At 63.6% G+C, this 25,990-nt stretch carries 24 protein-coding genes and 3 tRNA genes; 12 read left to right on the top strand and 15 right to left on the bottom strand.

Annotation, left to right across the window (positions count from 1 at the left end; translation table 11 throughout):
• Nucleotides 1-4: 4 nt before the first annotated feature.
• Together pfkB and ptsP are read right to left on the bottom strand one after the other, a co-directional pair.
• Nucleotides 5-925: a 1-phosphofructokinase gene (gene pfkB, locus JLK41_RS04185; RefSeq protein WP_210390436.1), complete on the bottom strand. Its 921-nt coding sequence runs from the start codon at nt 923-925 to the stop codon at nt 5-7.
• Complete coding sequence (gene ptsP / locus JLK41_RS04180; protein WP_134676912.1) at nt 925-3,786, bottom strand: phosphoenolpyruvate--protein phosphotransferase; 2,862 nt, start codon at nt 3,784-3,786, stop codon at nt 925-927. Before ptsP ends, pfkB begins: the two co-directional genes overlap by 1 nt.
• A gap of 179 nt (nt 3,787-3,965) precedes the next feature.
• On the opposite strand from ptsP, the gene cra reads away from it, so the two are divergent.
• Entirely contained in the window at nt 3,966-4,952 is a 987-nt protein-coding gene (gene cra, locus JLK41_RS04175; RefSeq protein ID WP_134676913.1) for a catabolite repressor/activator, read from the top strand.
• A 79-nt stretch (nt 4,953-5,031) separates the two neighbouring features.
• Nucleotides 5,032-5,811, top strand: a complete 780-nt coding sequence (locus JLK41_RS04170) for a TatD family hydrolase (RefSeq protein ID WP_134676914.1) — start codon at nt 5,032-5,034, stop codon at nt 5,809-5,811.
• 48 nt (nt 5,812-5,859) lie between these two features.
• Here the strand turns inward: JLK41_RS04170 and JLK41_RS04165 are convergent, their stop codons facing one another.
• The 4 genes from JLK41_RS04165 to JLK41_RS04150 form a co-directional block, all read right to left on the bottom strand.
• Nucleotides 5,860-7,890, bottom strand: a complete 2,031-nt coding sequence (locus JLK41_RS04165) for a methyl-accepting chemotaxis protein (protein WP_150608082.1) — start codon at nt 7,888-7,890, stop codon at nt 5,860-5,862.
• A gap of 303 nt (nt 7,891-8,193) precedes the next feature.
• Entirely contained in the window at nt 8,194-9,027 is an 834-nt protein-coding gene (gene ampE, locus JLK41_RS04160; RefSeq protein ID WP_047592421.1) for a regulatory signaling modulator protein AmpE, read from the bottom strand.
• 12 nt (nt 9,028-9,039) lie between these two features.
• On the bottom strand, nt 9,040-9,588 hold the full coding sequence (ampD, locus tag JLK41_RS04155) for a 1,6-anhydro-N-acetylmuramyl-L-alanine amidase AmpD (RefSeq protein ID WP_150608080.1): 549 nt from the start codon (nt 9,586-9,588) through the stop codon (nt 9,040-9,042).
• Nucleotides 9,589-9,779: 191 nt separating this feature from the next.
• Complete coding sequence (locus JLK41_RS04150; RefSeq protein WP_210390435.1) at nt 9,780-12,086, bottom strand: DUF1631 domain-containing protein; 2,307 nt, start codon at nt 12,084-12,086, stop codon at nt 9,780-9,782.
• Nucleotides 12,087-12,461: 375 nt separating this feature from the next.
• Here JLK41_RS04150 and nadC point away from each other — a divergent pair, with 375 nt between their 5' ends.
• Nucleotides 12,462-13,310 (top strand): carboxylating nicotinate-nucleotide diphosphorylase, encoded by an 849-nt coding sequence (gene nadC / locus JLK41_RS04145; RefSeq protein ID WP_047592432.1) that lies wholly within the window; start codon nt 12,462-12,464, stop codon nt 13,308-13,310.
• A 26-nt stretch (nt 13,311-13,336) separates the two neighbouring features.
• Here nadC and JLK41_RS25325 read toward each other — a convergent pair whose 3' ends face one another.
• The 4 genes from JLK41_RS25325 to JLK41_RS04125 form a co-directional block, all read right to left on the bottom strand.
• Nucleotides 13,337-13,774 (bottom strand): pilin, encoded by a 438-nt coding sequence (locus JLK41_RS25325; protein WP_280527687.1) that lies wholly within the window; start codon nt 13,772-13,774, stop codon nt 13,337-13,339.
• 34 nt (nt 13,775-13,808) lie between these two features.
• On the bottom strand, nt 13,809-14,804 hold the full coding sequence (locus JLK41_RS04135; RefSeq protein ID WP_210390434.1) for an acyltransferase family protein: 996 nt from the start codon (nt 14,802-14,804) through the stop codon (nt 13,809-13,811).
• Complete coding sequence (locus tag JLK41_RS04130) at nt 14,804-16,000, bottom strand: serine hydrolase domain-containing protein (RefSeq protein WP_210390433.1); 1,197 nt, start codon at nt 15,998-16,000, stop codon at nt 14,804-14,806. The genes JLK41_RS04135 and JLK41_RS04130 overlap by 1 nt, the downstream gene beginning before the upstream one ends.
• Nucleotides 16,001-16,097: 97 nt before the next feature.
• Nucleotides 16,098-16,571, bottom strand: a complete 474-nt coding sequence (locus JLK41_RS04125) for a pilin (protein ID WP_210390432.1) — start codon at nt 16,569-16,571, stop codon at nt 16,098-16,100.
• A gap of 222 nt (nt 16,572-16,793) precedes the next feature.
• On the opposite strand from JLK41_RS04125, the gene pilB reads away from it, so the two are divergent.
• From pilB to yacG, 5 genes are all read left to right on the top strand, one after another.
• Entirely contained in the window at nt 16,794-18,494 is a 1,701-nt protein-coding gene (pilB, locus tag JLK41_RS04120) for a type IV-A pilus assembly ATPase PilB (RefSeq protein ID WP_210390431.1), read from the top strand.
• A gap of 2 nt (nt 18,495-18,496) precedes the next feature.
• The gene (locus tag JLK41_RS04115) at nt 18,497-19,717 is read left to right on the top strand and encodes a type II secretion system F family protein (protein WP_210390430.1); all 1,221 of its coding nucleotides are present in this window, start codon (nt 18,497-18,499) and stop codon (nt 19,715-19,717) included.
• A complete protein-coding gene (locus tag JLK41_RS04110) occupies nt 19,718-20,587 on the top strand; it encodes a prepilin peptidase (RefSeq protein ID WP_179553430.1) in 870 nt (289 codons plus the stop codon).
• 179 nt (nt 20,588-20,766) lie between these two features.
• Nucleotides 20,767-21,375, top strand: a complete 609-nt coding sequence (coaE, locus tag JLK41_RS04105) for a dephospho-CoA kinase (protein ID WP_210390429.1) — start codon at nt 20,767-20,769, stop codon at nt 21,373-21,375.
• On the top strand, nt 21,372-21,566 hold the full coding sequence (gene yacG, locus JLK41_RS04100) for a DNA gyrase inhibitor YacG (protein ID WP_037046227.1): 195 nt from the start codon (nt 21,372-21,374) through the stop codon (nt 21,564-21,566). Before coaE ends, yacG begins: the two co-directional genes overlap by 4 nt.
• 54 nt (nt 21,567-21,620) lie before the next feature.
• Here yacG and JLK41_RS04095 read toward each other — a convergent pair whose 3' ends face one another.
• Nucleotides 21,621-21,836: a hypothetical protein gene (locus tag JLK41_RS04095; protein ID WP_047592473.1), complete on the bottom strand. Its 216-nt coding sequence runs from the start codon at nt 21,834-21,836 to the stop codon at nt 21,621-21,623.
• A gap of 104 nt (nt 21,837-21,940) precedes the next feature.
• Nucleotides 21,941-22,630: an energy-coupling factor ABC transporter permease gene (locus JLK41_RS04090; protein WP_210390428.1), complete on the bottom strand. Its 690-nt coding sequence runs from the start codon at nt 22,628-22,630 to the stop codon at nt 21,941-21,943.
• Nucleotides 22,631-22,749: 119 nt separating this feature from the next.
• Here JLK41_RS04090 and JLK41_RS04085 point away from each other — a divergent pair, with 119 nt between their 5' ends.
• From JLK41_RS04085 to JLK41_RS04070, 4 genes are all read left to right on the top strand, one after another.
• Complete coding sequence (locus JLK41_RS04085; RefSeq protein WP_037046220.1) at nt 22,750-23,379, top strand: DUF1780 domain-containing protein; 630 nt, start codon at nt 22,750-22,752, stop codon at nt 23,377-23,379.
• Nucleotides 23,376-23,924 carry an MOSC domain-containing protein gene (locus JLK41_RS04080; protein WP_210390427.1) on the top strand — a complete coding sequence of 183 codons (549 nt, stop codon included), beginning with the start codon at nt 23,376-23,378 and terminating at the stop codon, nt 23,922-23,924. The genes JLK41_RS04085 and JLK41_RS04080 overlap by 4 nt, the downstream gene beginning before the upstream one ends.
• A gap of 24 nt (nt 23,925-23,948) precedes the next feature.
• Nucleotides 23,949-24,122, top strand: coding sequence for a DUF3094 domain-containing protein (locus JLK41_RS04075; RefSeq protein ID WP_037046215.1), 174 nt, complete (start codon nt 23,949-23,951; stop codon nt 24,120-24,122).
• 63 nt (nt 24,123-24,185) lie between these two features.
• Entirely contained in the window at nt 24,186-25,487 is a 1,302-nt protein-coding gene (locus tag JLK41_RS04070) for an NAD(P)/FAD-dependent oxidoreductase (protein ID WP_037046213.1), read from the top strand.
• Between the two features lie 210 nt (nt 25,488-25,697).
• Here JLK41_RS04070 and JLK41_RS04065 read toward each other — a convergent pair.
• The 3 genes from JLK41_RS04065 to JLK41_RS04055 form a co-directional block, all read right to left on the bottom strand.
• Nucleotides 25,698-25,773: transfer RNA gene (locus JLK41_RS04065), tRNA-Lys, on the bottom strand.
• A gap of 5 nt (nt 25,774-25,778) precedes the next feature.
• Nucleotides 25,779-25,855, bottom strand: a tRNA-Pro gene (locus tag JLK41_RS04060).
• A gap of 9 nt (nt 25,856-25,864) precedes the next feature.
• Nucleotides 25,865-25,940, bottom strand: a tRNA-Asn gene (locus JLK41_RS04055).
• Between the last annotated feature and the right edge of the window lie 50 nt (nt 25,941-25,990).

Genomic DNA, 25,990 nt, shown 5'->3' with positions numbered 1-25,990 from the left:
CCTCTTATTGTTCTGGACGGTGCAGTTGCACGGCCGCTTCGAAGCGGGCCAGTTGCTCGCGATCATGGATACCGAAGCCGATCTGGGTGACCGCCTGCGCCGCCACCGCCGTGGCCAGGCGCAGCGTGCGCTCGGCGGGCCAGCCTTGCAGCAGGCCATGCAGGCTGGCCGCCAGCAGCGAGTCGCCAGCACCGACGGTACTGGCCACCTCGACGCGCGGCGGCACGGCACGCAGGGCGATACCCGGTCCGTGCCATTCGACGCCGTCGGCGCCACGCGAGAGCAGCACATGCTCGATGCCCTGCCCGCGCAGGCGCGTGATGGCCGCTGGCAGGTCGTTGCCGCAGGCCTCGCGCAGTTCTTCCTCGTTGGGCTTGATCAGCCACGGCACGACGTCGAGGGCCGCCTGCAGGGCCGCGCCGCTGCTGTCCACCACCAGCGGTATGCCACTGGCCTTGATCCGTCGCAGCAGGCTGGCGAACCACTGCGTGGTGACGCCACGCGGCAGGCTACCGGCGACCACCACGGCGTCGTGCTCGACAAGCAGCGGCTGCAGCTCCTCCTCCAGGCGCTGCAGGTGCTCGGCCTCGACCTGCGGTCCGGGGCCATTGAGGTCGGTGATGCGGCCATCGGCCTCGGCCAGCTTGATGTTGCTGCGCGTCTCGCCCGGCACGCGGACGAACAGGTCATGAAAGCCGCGCGCCTGCATCAGGCGCTCGAACGGCACCGCATTGGCGCGGCCCAGAAAGCCGCTGACGCTCAGGCTGTGGCCCAGGTCGGCGAGCACCTGGGCGACGTTGAGGCCCTTGCCGGCGGCATGACTGCGCAGCTCGTCACAACGGTTGATCGCGCCGGGCTGCAGGCTCGGCAGGCGCAGGGTCAGGTCCAGCGCCGGATTCAGGGTCAGGGTCAGGATTCGTGCCATCAGTGCATCTCCGCGACCAGCGCGCGCACGGCGCTGGCACTGTCCAGCGCCAGGGCGCGATCGACCAGGGTACGTGCCTGGCGGCTGTCGACCTCGCGCACCCGCGCCTTGACCAGGGCGATGGAGCGCGGCGTCACGCTCAGCTCGTCCACCCCCAGGCCGATCAGCAGGGGCACGGCCAGGCGATCGCTGGCCAGCTCGCCACAGACGCCGACCCACTTGCCCTGGGCATGGGCAGCCGTGACAGTCATCTCGATCAGGCGCAGCACCGCCGGGTGCAGACCATCGGCCTGCGCCGACAGCTGCGGATGACCGCGGTCGATGGCCAGGCAGTACTGGGTCAGGTCATTGGTGCCGATACTGAAGAAGTCCACCTCGCGCGCCAGCACCGGCGCCAGCAGCGCAGCCGAGGGCACTTCGATCATGATGCCGAGCTGCAGGTCGCGCACCTCGATCTCTTCGCGCAGGCGCTGCACCAGGTCACGCGCCGCGCGCCACTCCTCCACCGCGCCGACCATGGGGAACATGATCCGCAGCGGACGACCGTCGGCCGAGGCGAGCAAGGCGCGCAGCTGGGTTTCGAGGATGTCCGGGCGCTGCAGGCTGAGGCGAATGCCGCGTACGCCGAGGAAGGGGTTTTCCTCGGCGGGCATCGGCCAGTACGGCAAGGGTTTGTCGCCGCCGACGTCCAGCGTGCGCACCACCAGCGGGCGGCCAGCCAAGGCGTCGAGCACGCGGCGGTACTCGGTTTGCTGCGCGGCCTGGTCCGGCGCCTGGGCATGTTCCATGAACACCAGCTCGGTGCGCAGCAGGCCCACGGCCTCCGCGCCCAGCTCCACCGCGTCGGCGGTTTCCCCGCTGGCACCGATGTTGGCCGCCACCTCGACTCGCACGCCGTCACGGGTCTGCGCCGTGTCGAAGCGCCGGGCATGCGCCTGCTCCTGGCGGCGCTGCGCAGCCTCGCGCTCTTGCAGCGCCTGGTCACGCTCGCGCGCATCCGGCGCCACCCGCAGCACGCCGCTGTCGCCATCGAGCAGCAGCGGCGTGCCCTGCGCCAACTGCAGCACGCCGTCGCCGGCGCCGACCAGCGCAGGAATGCCCAGAGCACGGGCGATGATCGCGCTGTGCGCCGTCGCCCCACCGCGCGCGGTGAGAATGCCGGCAACGCGTCGACGATCGAGCCCGGCGACATCGGACGGCACCACCTCGGCCATCACCAGGATGTAGGGTTCGTCCGGCTCGCTGGGCAGCGCCACGCCACACAGCTGCGCCAGCACCCGATTGCCGATGTCGCGCAGGTCGGCCGCGCGTTCGGCCAGCAGCGCATCATGCAAGGCTTCCTGACGCCTGGCCGCCGCCTCGACCTCGACCTGCCAGGCGGCTTCGGCACTGGCGCCCTGCCCCAGGCGTGCCTCGACATCCTCACGCAGTGCCGGGTCACCAAGCATGGCCAGGTGCGCACTGAATATCTCCCGGATGCTGGCCACGCCCGCGCCGTCGACCAGGCGCTGAATCTGCGCCGAGACGACGGCCAGGGCCTGCTCGAGGCGCGCCCGCTCAGGCTCGATGCCCTGCCCCTGTTCGGCGAAATGAAAGGTCGGAGGCGTGCGCACCAACGCCGGCCCGATGGCGATACCGGGCGAGGCACCAACCGCCAGCAGGCGAGCGCCGGCGACAGGCGCGACCGGCGCGACCGGTTGCAGCTGCGCGGCCACCTCCGGCAGCGCCTCGCTCAGCGGTTCGACCGTTTCACCGAGGCCGCTTTGCAATGCCGCACGTAGCGCCGGCAACGCCGCTTCGGCAATCGCCGGCTCGGCGCTGAACTCCAGCATCTGCCCGCGACGCGCCCCCAGCGCCAGCAGCCGGCTGAGGCTCTTGGCCGAGACGCCTGCAGCGCCGTCACCGAGCAGGCGCACACGGATCTCGCCGGCAAAACCCTGCGCCAGCTCGCTCAAGGCCTTGGCCGGTCGTGCATGCAGGCCGTGGGCATTGAGCAGCGGCACGCTGAGGCTGGGCCAGTCCGGCGCCACCTCGCCACCCAGCGCCTCGATCACCTGGCGGCTGTCGCTGGCCTCGCTGAACGCCGCCGCGCGACCGCCGATCAGCACATCGCAGAGCCGCTCCAGCGCCTGCCGATGCGCTTCACCCTGGCTGGCCAGGCAGAACAGGCCGCGCAGCGCCTCGCCACGAAAGGTCAGCGCCTGCGCCGGGGTGACGAACGCCAGGCCCGGCCGCTCGACACTGGCGTCGCTGTGCAGCCACCACAGGCCGTCACCCAGCGGCAACGGCTCGCCACGCGCCAGGCCGAGCGCAAAGCCCGTGCGCGCGCAACCGGCCTGGCGCAACAGGCGGGCACCCTGCCAAAGCAACTCGTCAAAGTCTTCGGCCGCCTGCCCCAACGCCACCAGCTGGCCATCCAGGGCCAGCGCCTGCGGCGCGCCCTGCAACAGTTCGAGGATCTGCGTGGCTTCACCCGCCTCACGCAAGGCCTGGCTCAGGTCCCCTTCGCCCAGGGCGCGGGTCAGCAGTTGCAACAGATGCAGGTGCTCGTCGGACTGGGCGGCAATCGCGATGGCCAGGTACACCCGTTGCCCGTCGCCCCAATCCACACCCGCCGGAAACTGAATCAGGCTGACCCCCGTGCGCAGCACCTGGTCGCGTGTCTGCGGCGTGCCGTGGGGAATGGCGATGCCCTGCCCCAGAAAGGTCGAGCCCTGGCGCTCGCGTGCCTGCAAACCGTCGAGATAAGCCGCTGTGGCCAGGCCAGCGCTGGCCAATGCGTCGGCAAGCATGGCCAGGGCTTCATCCTTGTTCGCCGCGGCCCGGCCCATCTGGATCTGACTGGCATCGAGTTCGAGCATGGGAGTCTCCGACTTATTGTTCTGGCTAAGACGAGCAGGTGAACTAGACTGCTGAAACGATTCACCACATTCCGGCACCTTAGCCGATAACGGGGCATCCTTGAAGCCCGGTCGTCGCCGGGACGGTGTAGACTCGCCGCGCTCGCACAGCCGAAACCTCATCTCTACAGGGTGCGCCCGTGAAACTCAGCGACATCGCCCGCCTGGCCCAGGTCTCGGTCACCACCGCCAGCTACGTGATCAACGGCCAGGCCGAACGCCGGCGCATCAGCCCCGCGACCGTGGCGCGCGTGCTGGCGGTGGTGGAGGAACATGGCTATCGACCCGACCAGCAGGCCGCCAGCCTGCGCAGGGGGCAGAGCCGCTGCCTGGGCTTCATCCTGCCTGACCTGGAGAACCCCAGTTATGCGCGCCTGGCCAAGCTGCTCGAGCAGAAGGCGCGCGCCGCCGGCTATCAGCTGCTGATCGCCAGCTCCGACGACGCTGCGGACAGCGAGCGCCAGCTGCTCGAGCTGTTTCGCTCGCGCCGCTGCGATGCCTTGATCGTCGCCAGTTGCCTGCCGCCGGACGACCCGCTGTATCCGTCGATCGTCGCCTCCGGCCTGCCGGTGATCGCGGTGGACCGCGCGCTGTCACCCCGGCATATCCGCTCGGTGGTCAGCGATGACGAACAGGCCGGACACACCCTGACCGCCAGCCTGCTGACGCCCCGGCCCCGACATATCGCCCTGCTCGGCGCTCGTCCCGAACTGGTCATCAGCCAGGCGCGCGAACGGGGCTTTCATGCCGCGCTAGCCGGGTTCGACGGGCGCGTCAGCGTGTACCACGGCGAGCTGTTCAGCCGGGCCTGCGGCTACCGCCAGATGCAGGCGCTATTGGCCGACGCCGGCCCGCCCGACGCCCTGCTGAGCACCGCCTACGTCCTGCTCGAAGGCGTGTTCGACGCCCTGCGCGAGCGACACGGCGAGCAGCAGCCGGCGATACGCCTGGCGACCTTCGGTGACACCCAGTTGCTGGACTTCCTGCCGCTGCGGGTCAATGCGATGAGCCAGCAGCACGAGCGCATCGCCGAGCGCGTGCTGAGCTGGGCCCTACGAGCCGTGGAACAGGACGACTATCAGCCCGGCATCGAGGCCATCGAACGCAGCTTCAAGGCGCGTATCTGACCCCGCTGGCAATCCCGATGGGGCGGCGGCTCGCCCGGTACTGGCAACCTGGTCGAAAATGGTCGACCCTGAGTGAACGATGCGCCTGATCGATACCCACACCCACCTCGACTTCCCGGACTTCGACGCCGACCGCGCCGAGGTGCTCGCACGCAGCCAGGCCCTGGGCGTACAGCGCATGGTCGTCCTCGGGGTGTACCAGAGCAACTGGCAGCGTCTATGGCAGCTGGTCGAGTCGAGCGAAGGTCTGTACGCCGCATTCGGCCTGCACCCGGTGTATCTGGACGAGCACCGCCCTGAGCACCTGGGCGAGTTGCGCGCCTGGCTGGACAGGCTGATCGGCCACCCCAGGCTGTGCGCCGTTGGCGAGTTCGGCCTGGACTACTACCTGGACCACCTCGATCGCCAGCGCCAGCAGGCCCTGTTCGAAGCCCAGCTGCACCTGGCAATCGAGTTCGAGTTACCCGTCCTGTTGCACGTACGCCGTGCGCACGCGGCGACCATCGCCACGCTCAAGCGCCTGCGTCCGGCGCGTGGCGGCATCATCCACGCCTTTGCCGGCAGCGCCGAGGAAGCACGCGAATACATCAGGCTGGGGTTTCGCCTGGGCCTGGGCGGCGCGGCGACCTGGCCGCAGGCCAATCGCCTGCGCAAGGTCGTGGCCGGGCTGCCGCTGGAGGCCATCGTGCTGGAGACCGACGCGCCGGACATGGCGCCCTCCATGCACGCCAACCAGCGCAACAGCCCGGAGCACCTTGCGGAAATCTGCAGCGAGCTGGCGGCATTGCGTGGCATGTCGGCCGAGGCGCTGGCGGCGGCCAGCAGCCGCAATGCGGAGGCGCTGTTCGGCTGGGGCTAGGCCACCAGGCTTGAGCCGCGATCAGGGCGACTCAAGCCCTCGGGCCGATCAGACGCGGAACGCGCCGATCAACTGCTTGAGGCGGGTGACCAGTTCGCTCAACTCGCGGCTGGCCTGCTCGGTCTGGCTCGCGCCAGCGGCGGTGCGCTCACCGGCATGGTTGATCTCGACGATGTTCTGGTCGATATCGTGCGCCACGGCGGTCTGCTGCTCGGCGGCCGCCGCGATCTGCTGGTTCTGATCGACGATCATGCCCACCGCGCCGAGAATGTTCTCCAGTGCCTGCTGCACCTTGGCCGACTCGCTGACCGTGCCATCGGCCATCTGGTGGCTGGCATTCATCGCCTTGACGGCGGCGCCGACACCTCCCTGGAGCTTGGCGATCATCGCCTCGATCTCCTCGGTGGACTGCTGGGTGCGCTTGGCCAGGTTGCGCACCTCGTCGGCGACCACCGCGAACCCGCGCCCCTGCTCCCCGGCACGCGCCGCCTCGATGGCCGCGTTGAGCGCCAGCAGGTTGGTCTGCTCGGCGATGCCCTTGATCACGTCCAGCACCTGGCTGATGGCAGCACTGTCGCTGGCCAGTTGGTCGATGACCGCCACCGACTGGTCGATTTCCCCGGCCAGGCGCTGGATAGCCCCGACCTGCGACTCGACCAGTGCCCGGCCGCTGACCGTTTCCTGGTTGACGCTCTGTGCACTGTTCACCGCAGCGGCGGCGCTACGCGCCACTTCCTGGGCCGTGGCCGACATCTGGTTCATCGCCGTGGCGACCTGCTCGATCTGCGCGCGCTGACCGGCGACGGCCTGGTTGCTCTCGCCCGACACCAGCTCGACGCGGTCGGCCTGGCCGCCCACTTCGCCGACCGTGTGGCCCACGCGTTCGATCAGGTCATGGATACGCATGACAGTCTGGTTGAACACCTGCCCCAGCTCACCCAGTTCGTCGCGACTCTGCGCCTGGAAGGTGACCGTCATGTCGCCGGCCGCCACCTTGTCCATGACCTGGCCAAGGGTCTTCAGGGTCGAGCGCGTGGACACGTAGAAACCGCTGTAGAGGTAGACGATCAGCAGGAACACCACCACCAGCGCGACCACCAGCAACACCATCTGCGCGCGGTTCTCGGTCAGGCGCTCGCTCAGCTGGCTATCGAGAAAGGCCAGCAGGCCATCGTTGAACGCGTAGGTCCTGGCCATCTGCTGGCTGACCTGCTCGTAGAACTGGGCCCAGGGCGTATCGAGACTGTCGGCGATGATCACCTGGTCCTCGAACAGCACAGCACTGTCTTTCAGGCTCTGCCGACTGGCCTCGGCCAGACCGCCCAGGCCATTCTGCGCGGCGACGCTGCCCGCCAGCGCCTCCTGCAGGTTCAGGCCATATTCGGCGTGCAGCTTCTCCAGCTGCAGCAACAGATCATCGAACTTGGTGCTGGCCGCCGAGTTGAGAAAGCCCTGCCCCAGCGAGTAGGCGCCAATGGCACGGCCCTGGCTCAGCACGTCGGTGATCTGCGGGGTGACGTTGGTGATCAGCTCGGTGATCTGGCGAACCTGGCGCTGCGGGTCCTGGCTGAGACCGGCCTGGCTGGCCACCAGCTTGATGAACACCTGCGAGGAGCCGAGCAGCTTCTCGACGATGACCGCCTTGCTCTGCAGCGACGTCTCGCCTTCCGCGCTCTTGAGATCCGCCAGCAGCTCGTCGCGCTTGCTGACGAACTCGGCCGCCTGCTCGGCATCCTGGGTGACCGGCTCCAGGCCCTGCAGCCCCGCGCTCAGTGCCTGCTGCAGTTGGCCGATGCGGCTTTCCAGATCGCCCGCCTGGCCGGACTGGCCGATCATCGAGTTGATCTGCACCAGGTCATTGAGGCTTTCCAGGTCACGCCGCAGCTGCAGACTCTGGCCCAGCAGCTCGAGGCTCTCCAGTGCATTCTCGGTCCCGACGAACTGTCGGTAGGAGTCACGCACCAGATAGAAATTGGTGACCAGCATGGGCAGGAAAAACAGGACACTGATCAGACTGAACTTCATGCCGAAGCTGAGGCGGTTCATCAGCGCGATGGCCGGATACAACACGGTCTTCACTAGACGTCTCCAGTTGCCATTATTGTTATGGGTGTTGCTTGAACGGCCGCTGAGCCTCACACGGGCTGACGACGGCGTCCTGTGCAGCCCGACCTGCGGCGCGCGAATCCACGCGGCGAATACAGGCAGATAAATGTGACGCGAATCACTAAACAGGACAGGCTACCGCCCCCTTATACCCCTTATCGACCCGCCTCTCTGTAACTTAAGGTTAAACCCGCGCGACACCCCGAACCGCCTCGCAGGAAGCCTTCGAGGTTGCAGCGACCCCGGCCAACGTTCGCCAGGGCGCTCCGATCACCGCTAGATGAGCAGCACCCACACCGCGTAAGCGGCGTACCAGACCACTGCAGCGCGAATCAGCAGCTGCCACAGCTGATCCAGCGTATCCACGCCCTCCTCACCCATGACCGGGGCCGGCATCTCCCCCGCTGCACGCCCGGCCTTGATCACCAGTTGGGCGGCGGCGATGTCCCAGCTGAGCAACTCGTGCAACAGGGCACGAGTGACCGCAACGAAGTTGCCCACCAGGGCGAAGCTGGAAGCCAGCACCCGCGCCGGCAACCAGTCGAAGGCGTGTCGCAGCTGAACCGCCCGCTCGCGCAGCGCGGCCTGCTCGGCGTGCTCGGACGTCAGCGCCAGCAGCCGGTAGGCCAGCGCCGCCAGCGGACCGAGCAGCAGATACCAGAAGATCACCGCGAAGAAGCTCTGGTAGGCCTGCCACAGCAAGTGCCCCTGGACCTGCTGCAGCAGTTGAGTGCCCTCTTCCGGCTGCAACGCCAGGTCACGCTCGGCGACGTGGTAGGCGGCCTGCCCATCACCGCGACGCCAGGCATCACGGAAAGGGCCCAGAGCTGCGAGCAGATCGCCACGGCCCAGGCTGTAGATCAGCACCAGCAGGTGCACCGGCAAGGCAAGCCAGCCATAGGCCAGCGGTTTGAGCACGAGCAGAACCAGCCCCAGTGCCGCGACGGGCAGAAGCACCAGAAGGCCCAGGCACAGCCACGGCGCCTGCTGCAGACTGCCCTGCTGCACGCGTCGCAACTGCGCGAGCCAGGGGCCGTCCTGCTGGATGCGCAGGCGCCAGGCGGAGAACTTCTCGACCCAAAGCACCAGCAGAATGACCAGAAAACTCATCGCTACCTCTCCTCAATCCTTCAATGTGGCGTACAGGCGTGGCCAGTCGAACGCGGGGCCCGGATCGGTCTTGCGTCCCGGCGCGATGTCGCAGTGCCCACGAATGCGTTGGGTCGAGATGGCCGGGTAGGCGTCCAGCAACTGGCGCGTCAGCTCGGTCAGCCTTGCGTACTGACTGTCAGTGTAAGGCTGGTCATCGGTCCCCTCCATCTCCACACCTAGCGAAAAATCATTGCAGTTGTCCCGTCCATCGAAGCGGGAAACACCGGCATGCCAGGCGCGATCCAGGCAGGAGACGAATTGCGTCAGCGAGCCATCACGCTCGATGAAGAAATGCGCAGAGACCTGCAGGTCGGCAATTTCGGAGAAGAAGGGGTGCTCATCCGTCGCCAGGCGGTTCTGGAAGAACGCCTGCACCCTGCCGGTACCGAACTGTCCAGGCGGCAGGCTGATGTTGTGCACCACGAGCAGCGAGATCTCGCCGTCGGGACGGGCGTTGAAGTTGGGTGATGGGCAATGACGAATGCCCTGAAACCAGCCGGTTGAGGGGTCGAGCTGCATGTGACACTCCTGAGCGAGCCATCACTCTAGAGCAGCCAACCCGGACGGCCAAGCGCGAGACGGCAACAGGATGTGCGCGGGACAGGAAATGTCGAATGGGTCGTGCGCCCTCAGGCACAGGACGAGGCATGCAGTGCCTCACGCCGGAGGCGCGCGCGTGCCCTGAGGACAGCGCACGCACCGGCGATCGATCAGGCGTTCTTCAGCTTGCGCAGGTTGCCGATCACCGACTCCAGCGCGCGATCGAACAGCAGCGCATCGTCGAGCAGGCGAATGGCGTTGCGACGGAACTCCACGGCCAGCGAGTTGCGGCTCTTCTCCAGCACCTTCATGCCGGTGCGGTTGACGAACACGTACTTGCCGGTCGGTTTGATGATGGCCGCCAGCTTGCAACGCAGCTTGTGCTCCTCGTCTTCCTGGAATTCGACCCAGCTGCCCACACGCAGGCTGTCTACCTGCAGCAGCGCCTCGTCGTCGTCCGGCAACATCACTTCCGGCTCCTGCGGGCGGGTCTGCCCTGGAGCCAGCAGGATGATTTCCTCGACCACCTCGACCATCGCCGGTGCGTCCTCGACCACCGCTTCCTCGGCGGGCAACTCCAGCAGCGGCAGTTCGAGGTCACCCTCGCCGGCGTCAGCCTGCACGGCCTCGGCCTGCTCGGGCGTGACCTCGGCCTCGGCAGCGGCGCGCTTGAAGCGCTGGAAGGCCTGCACATGCAGCACTTCCAGCTGGCTGAAGAACTCGCTGGTGGAGAAGGGATCGAAGGCGGCGCTGGCCATGCCTTCGCGCAAAGCCTTGAGCAGGCCCGGGACAAGTTCCAGCAGTTGCAGACGGGCTTCCGGATCCTCGTGCGGCGCAACGCTCCAGACCAGGTCATCCATGGTCTGCAGGGCAGCCTGCCACTCCGGCGATTCCACGCCATGCTTGAGGCAGGTGAGCATCAGCACCTTGCTCCAGGCTTCCTGCAGCAGGCGCACCACCACCTCGGGCAGCGTCTTGCCCAGCAGGCGCTCGTTCAATGCCTGTTCGACCTGACGACGGGCGAGCTCGGCCTTGGCGCTGCCTTCCTCGGCATCACGGGTGCGTTGTTCGAGCAACTCGCTGCGGCGACGCTCATCGCCCGTGAAGGCCATGAAGTCAGCGAGCAGCTCGGAGAAAATCGCCGGGTCATCGACGAAATCGTTCAGCAGACGCTGCACCACCTGTTCGATCTTCTGATACAGGCTGTCGCGCTGCGCGTCGTCCTGCTCGCCCCAACCCAATGCCGCAGAGGCAATTTCGTTGAGCAGGCGACGAGCCGGGTGGCTGCCACGGCTGAAGAAGGTCTTGTCCAGCACCGCGACCTTGAGCATCGGGATCTGCAGGCGGCCGATCAGCGCCTTGAGCGAATCCGGCAGGGTGCGGTCGTCGAGAATGAACTCGAACAGCATCGACACCAGGTTGATCACGTCCTCGTCGACTTCACCGACCACACGCGCCTTGCCACTCTTGGCACTGGCACGCTCGAGCAGGTGCTCGAGCTGGTTGCGCAGGTCAAAATCGTCGAGGTTGATCTGCGCCGGCGTGCGCTGCTGCATGTGCGAGAGCAGGCGCATCAGGTCGTTGCTGGTGATGGGCAGCGCATCGGCCACCTGAGCGCGACGCGGCATCGCGCTGCCACGCACCTGGGACAACAGGTCCTGCAGCGCGCCGAAGACTTCCTGCACGCCCTGGTCGGCCCCCTCGAGCAGCGGCATGCCTTCCTCGGCAGAGGACTGCACGTAAGTGGAGGCGGCCGGGCGCGACTGGCGACGCGGTGGCGCGGATTTCAGCTCGGGCAATACGCCGGCACTGACCAGCGCCTGGTTGGCCTCGGCATAGAGATTGTCGCAGCTGCCCAGGACGTACTTCTCGAACAGCTTGAGGATGATCAGCTTGACCTTGATTTCGACACCCAGGCCGCTGCAGGCATCGAGGAAGTATTCGCTGAGCAGGGTCGGACCGAGCGGGTTGCTCTTGTCATCCAGCTTCTTGCTGATCACCGCGTTGAGACGCGTGGTGAGATGCCCCAGCGCTGCGGCGTCACGACTCATGACCTTGGCCACCATGGCGTCCAGTGCCACGGTCTCTTCCAGTTCGTCGTTCTGCACCAGGCTGAGGCTGTCCAGGGACACCGCATCCAGGGCAGGCTGCGGCTTGCCGATCTCGTACTGGTTGAGATTGGCGAAAGACTCGAACACCTTCTGCAGGAAACCACGCTCGATGGTCTTGCGCTTGAGACGCAGGTCGCGCATGGCCTCGAAGAAGGCATTCTGCTCGGCATTGCTGGTCGCCCGATCCGCCATCTCGAAGAGGGTATCGTCGGCGTTGTCGAACAGACTCTGCAGATTCTGCTTGAGCTGTTGCGCGGCTTTGTCACGCACCTGAATCAGCGCCACGGGCAGTCTTCCTACCGGCGAAGTTGGCGATTGCTCTGCGGTGGCCTTGTTCAGGTGCACCACATTCGCGTCGGTCTTCATTCTAGTCTCCCGCAGACTGCCCGAACCCGGGCTTCCTGGTCTGCACAGCGTCAACCGAGCGTCATCCCTAACGTCAAAGGCCTGGCGTCAATAACGAAAAATGTAAAGGCATTATAGGGAGGCTGCGAGCCATACCAAGCCAATTTTTCCTACAGACATGATGCAGGTCACAGATAGCCACACGCCATCTCCAGACGGTAGCCACTGCCCGACGACCGTGGAGCCTACAGACTACCGCTGACAGCCGCGTGACGCCGCACCGACGGTCGGGCAGAGCTCGGCTCGTCACCCATGGATCGAAGCGATGCCCGCGAGCGCTGTAGCCCGATGCCGTCCTGCCTCTATAATCGCCCCTCGCCTACTCCGGAGCCGATCATGCCCAACCTGACCCTCGCCGACCTCAGCAGCGAAATCGAAGCCAATGTCCGCCGCGCCCTGGCCGAAGACATCGGCAGCGGGGACATCACGGCCCAGCTGATTCCGGCGGAGCGACTGGCCAGCGCCCGCGTGATCACCCGCGAAGCAGCGACAATCTGCGGCACGGCATGGGTCGATGCGGTCTTCCGTCAGGTCGATCCGCGGGTCACGGTGCACTGGCAGGTGCAGGACGGCGAGCGCGCCCAAGCCGAGCAGACCCTGTTCAGCCTGGAGGGCCCGGCACGCGCGCTGCTCAGCGGAGAGCGCGCCGCTCTCAACTTCCTGCAGACCCTGTCGGCAGTGGCGACCCGCTGCAGCCACTACGCCGACCTGGTCGAAGGCACCCGGGTGAAACTGCTGGACACTCGCAAGACCCTTCCCGGCCTGCGCCTGGCCCAGAAGTATGCGGTGACCTGCGGCGGCTGCCACAACCACCGCATCGGCCTGTATGACGCCTTCCTGATCAAGGAAAACCACATCGCCGCCTGCGGCGGCATCGCCCAGGCGGTGAACGCCGCCCACCAGATCGCTCCGGGCAAGCCGGTGGAGATAGAAGTGGAAAGCCTGGAAGAACTGCGCGAAGCCCTCGACGCGGGCGCCGACATCGTCATGCTCGACGAACTGTCACTGGAGGACATGCGCGAAGCGGTGAAACTCACCGCCGGCCGCGCGAAACTCGAAGCCTCGGGCGGCATCACCGACAGCACCCTGCGCGTGATCGCGGAAACCGGCGTGGACTACATCTCGCTGGGGACGCTGACCAAGGATGTGAAGGCAGTGGACTTGTCGATGCGGTTGGCGCTTTGAAGCGAGCAGACAGAACAACTTCCAGACTAGAAGCAACCCCGAGGCATATAGAAACTTTTCCAGGCGCCAGCACCTGACTCGTCTATATCGCAGCTCCACACACCGCTCACCGAACGCAATATAGAGACCTGAGCGCCTGACACAGTCGAGCTGACACTGCCACCAATTGTCACCTGTAGAGAGCCTGAACCGTCACTCAGAAAACTGGCGATATCTCCGGAGGCTGCCACAGTGACACTGGATGCGACATATCCCAGATCCGCATTGCTGATCACGTACTGCCCCTTGCTCAGCCGCTCCTCAACCGAGGTTTTATAGGCCGCCAACTCAGCATACGCGCGGTGCACCTGCGAACGCGCAACGTAATCCTGATATACAGGAATGGCCATCGCCGCCAGAACACCAACAATCGCCACGACGATCATCAGCTCAATCAGTGTAAAGCCTCTGCTATTTTGACACATGGACATTCCCTCCTTACCAACTCCTCAGCAAGCATCAGGCCAAGGTGTTGCGCGTCTCAGAAAAGCGAGGCTGGTAAAAGCGGCGCTCGACTAGGTAATGGCTGAGCACAGCGAACAGCAGCCCGAGACCTACCCCCAGCATCATGACTGCCGGCCACTCCCAGCCCTCACGACCTCGGACGATGCGCATGATCGGGTAATGCCACAGATAAAAGCCATAAGACATGCGACCTAGCCAAGCGAGTGGCGCAGCCCCCAACCAAGCGGGCTGGGCCAGTATTAGCAAGGCCGCCCCTACCTCTGTCAGCGTGAAACCATATCGAACAGTGGGCATCCACATCGTGCTAAAAAACGACATGGTGAAAAACAAAAGGAGCAGACCGACAGCCGCCCAATACCGATGAATGGTCATCCCCGAATAGCCCAACAAGCACCCTAGTAGCAATCCGCTGCTGTGAGTCTCCGTGCGCGTATAAAACCCCCAGAGCGAAAAATGCTCGCTACTCCACCAACGCAAAGCAGTAACTAATACGTACAATACAAATATCAGGCCCATCGCCATTGATCTGGGCAAGCGCAGCAGAGCAAGCAGCAGCAACGGCCAAAGTAGATAGAATTGCATTTCTACTGCCAGGCTCCAGACATTCCCCAGCACGGCCACCGGCGCCCCCAGAACCGTGGCGTAGTTCACCATATAAGTGGCCGACAGGAACGCGTCGCGTACGTGCTTGGCAAAGGCCACGTCAGGAAACAGCCACGGAGCTACTAGCAGATACGCCAGCAGCATCAGCAACAGCGCCGGCACCAGACGTCGCGCCCGACGAATGATGAAACGGTCGAACTGGAGGCCTCCAGTACTTGCCTTCTCGCACAGCAGCAAACGGGTGATCAGATAGCCGGACAGAACGAAAAAAACGTCTACGCCAAAAAAACCTCCCGTTAATCCAGGCAAATGAGCGTGATAGACCGCAACGGTCAATGCCGCAAGCGCACGAATTCCGTCTAGAGCTGGACTGTAAGCCTGGGGCATTATCGCGACATACCCAAGGCATAATAGGAGTCCAACTGCCTATAGATAAAGTCAATCATGTAATCGGTCGAACTCCCCTTGTATCGCATACCACTACCAACCCATACGGTAATACCACCATGATCGTCCAACAGCAGCAAAGAAGGACTGCCATACAGAAACCCTGGCTGTACCTGCAAGGTAAGCACGCCACCAGTTGTTCGGTAGCTAAATACGCTATATCCGTAGCAACCTCGGAGGCGCTCCTGCTCGCAGATGGGTTGCTCGACGGCCTGTGTCACGGGAAAACTCTGCCCTTCACGCAACGCTGCCCACAGAGATGCGAAAGCCGCAGCGCTACCAGACAACCCTGCAGCAGATGACAGCGCCCCGAAGTCGAAATAGCGCCAGTAACTCTCGCCGTAGAAGCCGCCATTACGAAAGTCATAGCTCACTTCATCATTCAGGTACGGCCCGTCGACAAAGCGTATTCCACGCACACTCAAACCATACTCGCGCTCCATCAACTCCCGGAACGACAATCCGGATACCTTTTCCAGCAGCATACCCAAGAGACAATAATTCAGGTTGGAGTAGGCATAGCGCTCACCCGGCACAAAGTCCAAGCGCACGGTAGCCAGCGGCTCAGCGGTGTACGGGCACCAAGGCCTACGATTCCGAACCACCATCGGATCTTCCGAGCGCAGACGGTCAAAACCTGAGCTATGGCGCAATAAGTTCTCAACCGTTACAGCCTGCAAACGGGCATCGACAACCTCTACGCCCGGCAATAGAAAATCCAGCACACGATCACTCAGCGCGAGTTTCCCAGCGCGCACTTGGCGTAGTACAGCATCGGCAGTCAACGCCTTAGTCATACTGGCATAGCGGAAGCGGCTTTGCTCGGTTACGCGGGGTGAAAAAAGGGGAAAACCGCTCCAGCCATAATGACACTCGTATACGTCCCCCTCTGCCGATACGTAGGCCAACTGACCGGATGGCGCCGAGTTATCTCGCATCGAAAACCCAGCCGATTTCTTGAGCCAGGCAGGAGAACCCGCAGTACAGGAGAGAGAAGGCGCTGTAACCGCAATCTGGACCGGATATAAAAAGCGCAAGACCTGCTGTCGATCACTGATCCAGAAATAGGCAGGCACACCCAGCAACAGCGAACCCAGCACGACTAGCAAGAACAGACTGAGCAGCCTTGAAAGCATGCAAACTCCCTAGCACCTACGATACGAATAGATCCATTTATAAAAAAGCCCCGCAAAAATGCGGGGCTTCTTAGGTCAGCAGACTAATCAGTGATGATTACTCTTCAGCTTCATTGGCACCGCAACCAGCAGGACGGTATTTGGCCTCAACGGAAGTTGTGCAAGCCCAAGTACCGGTGTCGCTGCGAGTCCAAGCAAGAGTCTCGTCATTAATTGCCGCAGAAGCGTTACCGCCGAACGTGGCAGTGACAGATGCAGTGTTATCTGCCAAGCTGATCTCTACATCCAGGCCATCTTGAGTATCAAAGCCTTCCGACTCGCCTTCACCAATCAGGTTGCTATCAGTCCAGCCCAGGTCACACACTGGATCGGTAGAAGAGTCTTTACCCTCCATCATGCAGGTTTCGATTGCAGTCTTCAGAGCACCAGTCTCGCTCATTACGCGGCTAACCTGCGACTTGGCAACATAGTTCTGATATTGCGGAATGGCGATGGCAGCCAGGATGCCGATGATCGCAACCACGATCATCAGTTCGATCAGGGTAAAACCCTTTTGCATTTGAGCTTTCATATTTCTCTCCTAGGAATGAACAGGTCCAGCGACCTAGCACCAGCAATGCAGCCAACGTGCCAACAACGATTTACGCACGCTACTGGCCCCGCGACGCTCTCGATCTCTCATGCCAGCCACGCTAGCCGGCACTAACTGCCATTTTTTGTCACCTCCGACACGCTCGTTTGGCAGCCCATCTGCAACTGCGCTATAACGCAGGCACTGTTTGTGGAGCATGTAATGAACGAGAGCATTTCCCTTTCCGGCCTGGCCAGGCAACTGGCGCAAACGGGATTGATGGACGAGAAGACCGCCCTGCAGGCCCAGCAGCAGGCCCAGCGCAACAAGCTGCCGCTGGTGACCTACCTGGTGCAGAACAGATTGGTAAAAAGCCGCGCCTTGGCTGAACTGGCTGCGGAGCAGTTCGGTGTCGCGTTTTTCGACCTGCATGCGATCGACAAAGATGGGCAACCCAAGGATCTGGTCAGCGAAAAGCTAATGCGCCAACACCGCGTGCTTCCCCTATGGCGCAGAGGCAACAAGCTCTTCGTAGCACTGTCTGACCCGACTAACCACCAAGCGGTTACCGATATCCAGTTCAGCACCGGTCTGACCACCGAAGCAGTCCTGGTCGAAGACGACAAGCTTGGCGATGCCATCGACAAGCTTTTCGATGCGGCCAATAGCGCACTGGATGACCTGGCTGACGTCGATCTCGACGGACTGGATGTCGAAAGCGCGGATGACGAGGCAGATGCAGAAAGCGGCACGGACGCAGATGACGCCCCCGTGGTGCGTTTCGTCAACAAGATGCTCCTGGATGCCATCAAGGGCGGCTCCTCGGACCTGCACTTCGAGCCCTACGAGAAGACCTACCGCGTGCGTTTTCGCACGGACGGCATGCTGCATGAGGTGGCCCGCCCGCCGATCCAGCTTGCCCCGAGAATATCGGCACGCCTGAAGGTCATGGCGGCACTGGATATCTCCGAGCGGCGCAAGCCGCAGGATGGCCGAATCAAGATGAAGATTTCCAAGACCAAGGCCATCGATTTTCGCGTCAATACCCTGCCTACCCTGTGGGGCGAGAAGATCGTGATGCGGATTCTCGACCCGACCAGTGCGCAGATGGGCATCGATGCACTGGGCTACGAGGAAGAGCAGAAGGAGCTTTACCTCAGCGCCCTCAAGCAACCACAAGGCATGATTCTGGTGACCGGACCTACCGGTTCAGGCAAGACGGTGTCGCTCTACACCGGGTTGAATATCCTCAACACACCAGACGTGAACATCTCCACCGCCGAAGACCCGGTGGAGATCAACCTGGAGGGGATCAACCAGGTCAACGTCAACCCGCGACAGGGCATGGACTTCACCCAGGCACTGCGCGCCTTCCTGCGTCAGGATCCGGACATCATCATGGTGGGCGAGATCCGCGACCTCGACACTGCTTCCATTGCCGTGAAGGCCGCGCAAACCGGACACATGGTGATGTCCACCCTGCACACCAACAGCGCCGCGGAAACCCTGACGCGCCTGCGCAACATGGGTGTGCCGTCGTTCAACATCGCCACCTCGGTCAACCTGATCATCGCCCAGCGTCTGGCACGCAAACTGTGTAACAGCTGCAAGAAGGTAATCGACGTACCACATGAGACCCTGCTGTCTGAAGGTTTCCCCGCAGACAAGATCGGCACCTTCAAAATCTATGGCCCGGTGGGCTGTGAAAATTGCAAGGGCGGCTACAAGGGCCGTGTCGGTATTTATGAAGTGGTTAAAAACACGCCCGACCTGCAGCGGATTATCATGGAAGAAGGCAATTCCATCGATATCGCCACACAGATGCGTAAAGACGGCTTTAATGACTTACGCACCTCCGCTTTGCTCAAGGCCATGCTTGGGGTTACCAGCCTTGAGGAAGTTAACCGCGTGACCAAGGATTAACCATGGCGCAGAAAGCTTTGAAAACCAGCGCGTTCACCTGGGAAGGCAAGAACAGAAGTGGAGCCGTCGTAAAGGGGGAGATCAGCGGCCAGAACCCGGCCATGGTCAAGGCACACTTACGCAAACAGGGCATCAACCCCACCAAGGTTCGCAGAAAGTCCAGCCTCGCCCTGTTCGGAAAAGGCAAGAAGATCAAACCCATGGACATCGCCCTGTTCACCCGGCAGATGGCGACCATGATGAAAGCCGGCGTACCGCTACTGCAATCCTTCGACATCATCGCCGAGGGCTTCGACAACCCCAACATGCGCAAGCTGGTGGACGAGGTGAAACAGGAAGTTGCAGCGGGCAACAGCTTCGCCGCCTCACTGCGCAAGAAACCCGAGTATTTCGACGAGCTTTACTGCAACCTGGTGGAGTCCGGTGAACAGGCGGGCGCCCTGGAAAACCTGCTGGATCGCATCGCGACCTACAAAGAGAAGACCGAAGCGCTGAAAGCCAAGATCAAGAAGGCAATGAATTACCCGATTGCGGTGATCGTCGTTGCAGTCATTGTTTCGGCCATCCTCCTGATCAAGGTGGTGCCGCAGTTTCAGTCCGTCTTTGCCAACTTCGGTGCGGAGCTGCCGGCCTTCACCTTGATGGTGATAGGCATATCGGAAGCCATGCAGAAATGGTGGTTCGTAGTATTGATCGCTCTTTTTGCGGGCGCCGTTGCTTTCAAGGAGGCGCACAAACGCTCGCAGAAGTTCAGGGACTCCATCGACCGGGGAATACTCAAACTCCCCATCGTTGGCGATATTCTCTATAAGTCGGCAGTTGCCCGTTTTGCTCGCACCCTGTCCACCACCTTCGCTGCAGGCGTACCATTGGTGGATGCACTCGACTCGGTATCAGGCGCGACCGGGAACGTGGTATTCAAAAACGCCACCAACAAGATCAAAGCAGACGTTTCCACCGGCATGCAGTTGAACTTTTCGATGCGGACGACGGATGTATTCCCGTCAATGGCCGTACAGATGACCGCCATCGGCGAGGAATCCGGTGCCCTGGATGAAATGCTGGGAAAGGTTGCCACGTTCTACGAGGACGAAGTGGACAACATGGTCGACGGCCTCACCAGCCTCATGGAGCCCATTATCATGTCGGTGCTGGGCGTCCTGGTCGGTGGCCTGATCATCGCCATGTACCTGCCAATCTTCCAGCTGGGTTCCGTAGTCTAAATGCTCGTCATCGATTTTCTGGCCAGCCATGTGCTGGCCTTTGTTTTATGCGCCCTCCTGCTGGGCCTGCTGGTAGGCAGCTTCCTCAACGTCGTGATCTACCGCCTGCCGAAGATGCTCCAGCGCGACTGGCAAACCCAGGCCCGCGAGGTGCTGGAGATGCCGCCGGCACCTCCAGCAGAAACCTTCAACCTGGTGCTGCCGAACTCCAGCTGTCCTGGTTGCGGGCATGAGATTCGCCCCTGGGAGAACGTGCCGGTCATCAGCTACCTGTTCCTGCGCGGCAAATGCTCGAACTGCAAGACGCCCATCAGCAAGCGCTACCCTCTGGTGGAACTGGCCTGCGGTGTGCTGTCCGGCTATATCGCCTGGCACTTCGGTTTCACCTGGCAGACCGGCGCCATGCTGGCACTGAGCTGGGGCTTGCTGGCGATGAGCCTGATCGACGCAGACCACCAGATCCTCCCGGACATTCTGGTACTGCCGCTGCTGTGGCTGGGCCTGATCGTCAACAGCTTCGGCCTGTTCACCAGCCTGGAAGACGCGCTCTGGGGCGCCATTGCCGGCTACCTGAGCCTGTGGTCGGTGTACTGGCTGTTCAAGCTGGTCACCGGCAAGGAAGGCATGGGCTACGGCGACTTCAAGCTCCTGGCGATGCTTGGCGCCTGGGGTGGCTGGCAGATTCTGCCGCTGACCATCCTCCTGTCTTCGCTGGTTGGCGCGGTACTTGGCGTGATCCTGCTGCGCATGCGCGGCAGCGACTCCAGCACGCCCATACCCTTCGGCCCCTATCTGGCCATTGCCGGCTGGATCGCGCTGCTGTGGGGCGATGTGATCACTGGCAGCTACCTGAAGTTCGCCGGCTTCTAGGAATCCATACCGCCCCCAAGATCCGCACTGCATGACGCTGACTCCTGCAGGAGTCAGCTCGCCAGCGATACACACGCTCATCCGCTCGCCAACAGGTACGTATCCACTGACTGTTCGCCTCACCCGGCAATCCCCCTTACAATCGCGCCCTTAAGCAATCACGGGACCGCATCGGCGTTATGAAACCCTGGATACTTGGCCTCACCGGCGGCATCGGCAGCGGCAAGAGCGCCGTGGCGCAAGGCTTCATCGAACGCGGCGTACATGTGGTCGATGCCGATCACGCGGCGCGCTGGGTCGTGGAGCCGGGACGACCGGCGCTCGCCAGGATCGCCGAGCATTTCGGCAGCGAGGTGCTGCAGGCGAATGGCGAGCTGGACCGCGCCGCGCTGCGCAAGCTGATCTTCACCGACCCGGAGCAACGCCGCTGGCTGGAAAGCCTGCTGCACCCACTGATCGGCCAGGAGATCGTGCAGGTCCTGGCGCGCGCCGAGTCGCCCTACGCCATCCTGGTTTCGCCACTGCTGGTGGAGTCCGGCCAGCGCCATATGACGCAGCGTATTCTGGTCGTCGACACGCCCGCTGACCTGCAGGTGCAACGCACCATCGCCCGCGACCAGAGCTCCGAGGAGCAGGTACGCGCCATCATGCAGGCACAGGCCAGCCGCGAGGAGCGGCTGCGGCATGCCGACGACGTGCTGAACAACGATCGCGACCTGGCCTGGCTCGATGCGGAAGTCGAGCGCCTGCATACCTTCTATCTGACCCTGCGCGGAGGCCAATCATGACCACCACCGTTCAATGCCCTACCTGCGGCGCGCCCGTCGAATGGAAAGCGGAAAGCACCTACCGCCCCTTCTGCTGCGAACGCTGCAAACTGATCGACCTGGGCGCCTGGGCTGCGGAAGAACACGCCATCCCCGGCGACAATCTGGAAGACGAGCTGTTCAGCGGCGACCTGCCAACGCGGCCGCACTGAGCAGCAACCGCCTGGCCGAGCAGCCCGTCGCTCGAAACGACTCCCCGCTGCCGCTCAAGGACGCATGAAGGCGTAGTCACGCTCCTCGTCGAGGTTGTCGGCAAGAAACTGCAGCTCGTGCGCCAGCTCCTGCGCGTCGCGCGACGCCTTGTTCTGCTGCACCACCTCCGCCAGCAACGCGCGCAGCGCCATCAGCCGATCGAAGCCCTGCGCCTCGGCCTCACGCAGGTCGTCGCCAAGGGCGTCTCTGGCCCACTTGTAAATGCTCATGCCGTAGCCTCCCGTGGTTTTCCACAGCATGGCGCACGCCCCTGCCCGGGCATTGACTCGCATCAACGCCTGGCCCGCCATTCAGGCGCTCGATGCAGCGCCATTCACTCGCCGCGATCGCCTTCCTTCCAGGGCGCCTGCAGGTAGCGACTGCGATTGAAGGTCTCCAGCCAGTCGGGATAGAACACCACCAGTGCCGTGACGATCGTGCCGTTGATGAAGGCCTCGGGAAACGCCACCAGCCACAGGTACCCGGCAAAATCATCGAGCCACGGCGGCATCGGGTACAGGCCATCCATCCACAGCAATGCCAGGCCACCGAGCAAGGTCATCAGGGTGGCCAATGCCGCGGGAAAGAAGCCACAGAAGAAGATGTAGACGAACAGGTTGCGGGGCTGCGCGCGCTCCACCCGCATCGCGCACAGCTCGGTCACCAGTACCGGGATCAGCACCAGCAGCACGCCATTGACGCCAAGCGCGGCCAGATCCAGACGCCCCATGATCAGCAACCCCACCTGCGCCGCCAGGCCCGCCAGTATCGCCAGGGGCCAGTCCAGCAACAGGGTGACCGCCGTCATGCCGATGAAGTGGTAGGACAGCCCCGAGTCGAAATCGCGGCGCACCAGCCAGAGCAGGAACAACCCCAGCATCGTGCCGAACAGCAGGTGCTGACGGCGCAGATCGCTGAACAGCTCCAGCCAGGGCGCACGCACCAGTGCCCAGAGCAGCGCCAGTGCATAGATCAGCCAACCGCCCAGCAATGTGCTGAACGCCAACAGCTCAGAAGCGATCATGGGGTCTCGACCTTCCTTTCCGTTCGTCGCTCGCGGGGTTTGCCAGGCAGTCTACACCGCCTCGGAACGCCTGTTCAGACACCTGGCGCATCGCCCCGTGCAACGGCTAAGCTTCGGTGATGGACGATTCCGACTACCTGCGTCTGCTCACGCACCAGGCCGAACAGGCCAACGCCTTCCTCTCCAACGCCAGGAAATGGGAGCGTGAACGCTGGGTCTGCCAGCGCCTGCTGCAGGCACTGAACGTGCGCCACCACAGCGACGACTTCAACCCGAGCGGCCAGGAACCGCCCGACGTGCTGTTTCGCGAGGCCAACTTCGAAGTGTTCTTCGTCCTCGACGAGGGGCGGCGCCTCAACGACGAATGGCGAGCCGAGCTGGAACGCCGTCGCAGTGCCTTCTCCCTGAGCCAGCTGGTGCGCCGCGAAGCCCGCCCCAAACGCATTCCCGCCAGCGAAATGCAGGCGCGCCTGGCCCCGACCTTGCGCAAGAAGGCACACAACTACCGCGAGCGCGGCATTGACCTGGGCGAGCTGGACCTGGTCGCGTTCGTCAGCCTCAAGCGGGCCGTGCTGGACTGCAACAGCCATTTCCCACCGCCCACCGAGTACCTGCGCCAGGGCTGGCGCTCGCTGTCGCTGGTCGGTCCGCGCTTCGCCCGCGTGCTGTTCGCCCACCCGGACGCCCCGGACTTCCTGCGCCACAACCTGGGCCGCAGCGTGCTGTTCGACATCGGTATCGGCCTGTGAACCCGCTGCAGGAACTGCTGGCCGATGTGCCGCAAAGCGGACGCGTGCGCTGGATTGGCGTGCGCCCCAAGGCACGGGAAGCCATGCTCGAAGTCGAAGCCGTCGAGGCCCGCCGTGAAGCCGGACTGACCGGCGACCACAGCCGCCCCGGACCACGCAACGCACGGCAGGTCACTCTGATCCAGTGGGAGCACCTGGCCGTGGTCGCCGCCCTGCTCGGCCGCGACACGCCGCTGCCGCCGGACGAGCTACGGCGCAATATCGCGGTCGCCGGCATCAACCTGTTCAGCCTCAAGGGCCGCTATTTCCGCATCGGCCAGGCGCTCCTGCAGACCACTGGCTGGTGCCAGCCCTGTGCGCGCCTCGAGGAGCGCCTTGGCCGTGGCACCTTCCAGGCCATGCGCGGCCATGGCGGCATCACCGCACGGGTGATCGAGGGCGGCATCATTCGCCTCGACGACAGCGTACAAGTCGAAATCCTCGACAACCTTTCTGACCCGCAGGACAACGACGCTCGCCAAGGCTGGCGGGCGCGCCTAGAATAGCCGCATTCACGCAGAGGCCCTTCCATGACCAGCCGCCTGAGCCCCGAAGACCAGCAGAAAGTCGATCAGTACCTGAGTGCGCCGCAGCATCAGGTCGAGCGTCAACCCTTTCGCGTCTGGCGCCTGCTCACCATCGTGCTGATCGCCGTCATCGGCCTGGGCCTGCTGAGCCGCTTTCTGAGTCGACTGGTGCTATGAGCTGCCTCGCGCTCGCCCTCTCGCACTCACACCGTCTTTTTCAAAGCCTTGTGAGCACTTTCCATGTCCCATCGCATCGTGATTGTCGGCGGCGGCGCCGGCGGTTTGGAGCTGGCCACCCGCCTTGGTAGAAAACTGGGCAAGAGCGGCGCAGCCCGGATCATCCTGGTTGACGCCAACCTCACCCACATCTGGAAGCCCCTGCTGCACGAAGTGGCGGCCGGCTCGCTGAACTCCTCGGAAGACGAACTGAACTACGTGGCGCAGGCCAAATGGAATCATTTCGAGTTCCAGCTCGGCCGCATGTCCGGTCTCGACCGCGCGGACAAGCACATCACCCTGGCCCCCACTCTGGACGATGACGGCCAGGTGCTGATGCCCGAGCGGCGCATCGCCTACGACAGCCTGGTGATCGCGGTGGGCAGCACCACCAACGACTTCGGCACGCCTGGCGCCGCCGAGCATTGCATCCTGCTGGACACCCGCGAGCAGGCCGAGCGCTTCCACCGCCGCATGCTCAGCCACTACCTGCGCGCCCACGCCAGCGAGCACGAGGATGGCTCGCAGATCAACATCGCCATCGTCGGCGCCGGGGCTACCGGGGTGGAACTGGCGGCCGAGTTGCACCATGCGGCGAAACAGCTGGCAGCCTACGGCCTGAACCGGATTCGCCCCGAAGACATGCGCATCACCCTGATCGAAGCGGGCCCGCGCGTTCTCCCGGCCCTGCCCGAGCGCATCGCCCGGCCGGTGCACAAGACCCTGGAAAAACTCGGCGTCACCGTGCTGACCGGCGCCGCCGTCAGCGAAGTGACGGCCGAAGGCCTGAAGACCGCCGACGGCAACTTCATCCCCGCCAGCCTGAAGGTCTGGGCCGCCGGTATCCGCGCACCGGGTTTTCTCAAGGACCTGGATGGCCTGGAGAGCAACCGCATCAACCAGCTGCAGGTACGCCCGACACTGCAAACCACGCGGGATGACGACGTGTTCGCCTTCGGTGACTGCGCCGCCTGCCCGCAACCCGGCAGCGAAGGGCGCAACGTCCCTCCGCGCGCCCAGGCCGCGCACCAGCAGGCGTCTCTGCTGGCCAAGTCGCTGCGCCTGAAGATCAGCGGCCAGGCACTGCCGGAGTATCGTTATCGTGACTACGGCTCGCTGATTTCGCTGTCGAGCTTCTCCGCCGTGGGCAATCTGATGGGCAACCTCACCGGCAGCGTGATGCTGGAAGGCTGGCTGGCGCGCGTGTTCTACGTGTCGCTGTATCGCATGCACCAGATGGCGCTGTACGGCGTGCCGCGCACGCTACTGCTGATGCTCAGCGACCGCATCGGCCGCAGCACCGAGCCGCGCTTGAAACTGCACTGAAAGCGGCCGCGGAGCGGCCTTCTGATGACCCTCTCCCATTCATGGGAGAGGGTGCCCGCAGGGCGGGAGAGGGTAAACCGGCGCCGCCATACCCCGCTTATACCCTCCCCCTCTCCGCAAGCGCGAGAAGAGACACAAGCGAGTGACCACGCCGCAACACCCGAACGCCAGACACGAAAAAGCCCGCGCTAGGCGGGCTTCTTCGAATGGTGGTGGGTCGTGTAGGATTCGAACCTACGACCAATTGGTTAAAAGCCAACTGCTCTACCAACTGAGCTAACGACCCAAATATGGTCGGGGTAGGGGGATTCGAACTCCCGACATCTTGCTCCCAAAGCAAGCGCGCTACCGGACTGCGCTATACCCCGATTGGAATTTGGCTCCGCGACCTGGACTCGAACCAGGGACCCAATGATTAACAGTCATTTGCTCTACCGACTGAGCTATCGCGGAACTACTGACATTCCAGCCTCAACCGCGTTTCGCTTTCGCGTTGCCGCTGC

The organism is Ectopseudomonas khazarica (genome assembly GCF_017915135.1).
Classification (GTDB): Bacteria; Pseudomonadota; Gammaproteobacteria; order Pseudomonadales; family Pseudomonadaceae; genus Aquipseudomonas; species Aquipseudomonas khazarica.
Note: the sequence above shows the minus strand (reverse complement) of the source record. Positions and strands in the feature narration are given on the sequence as shown.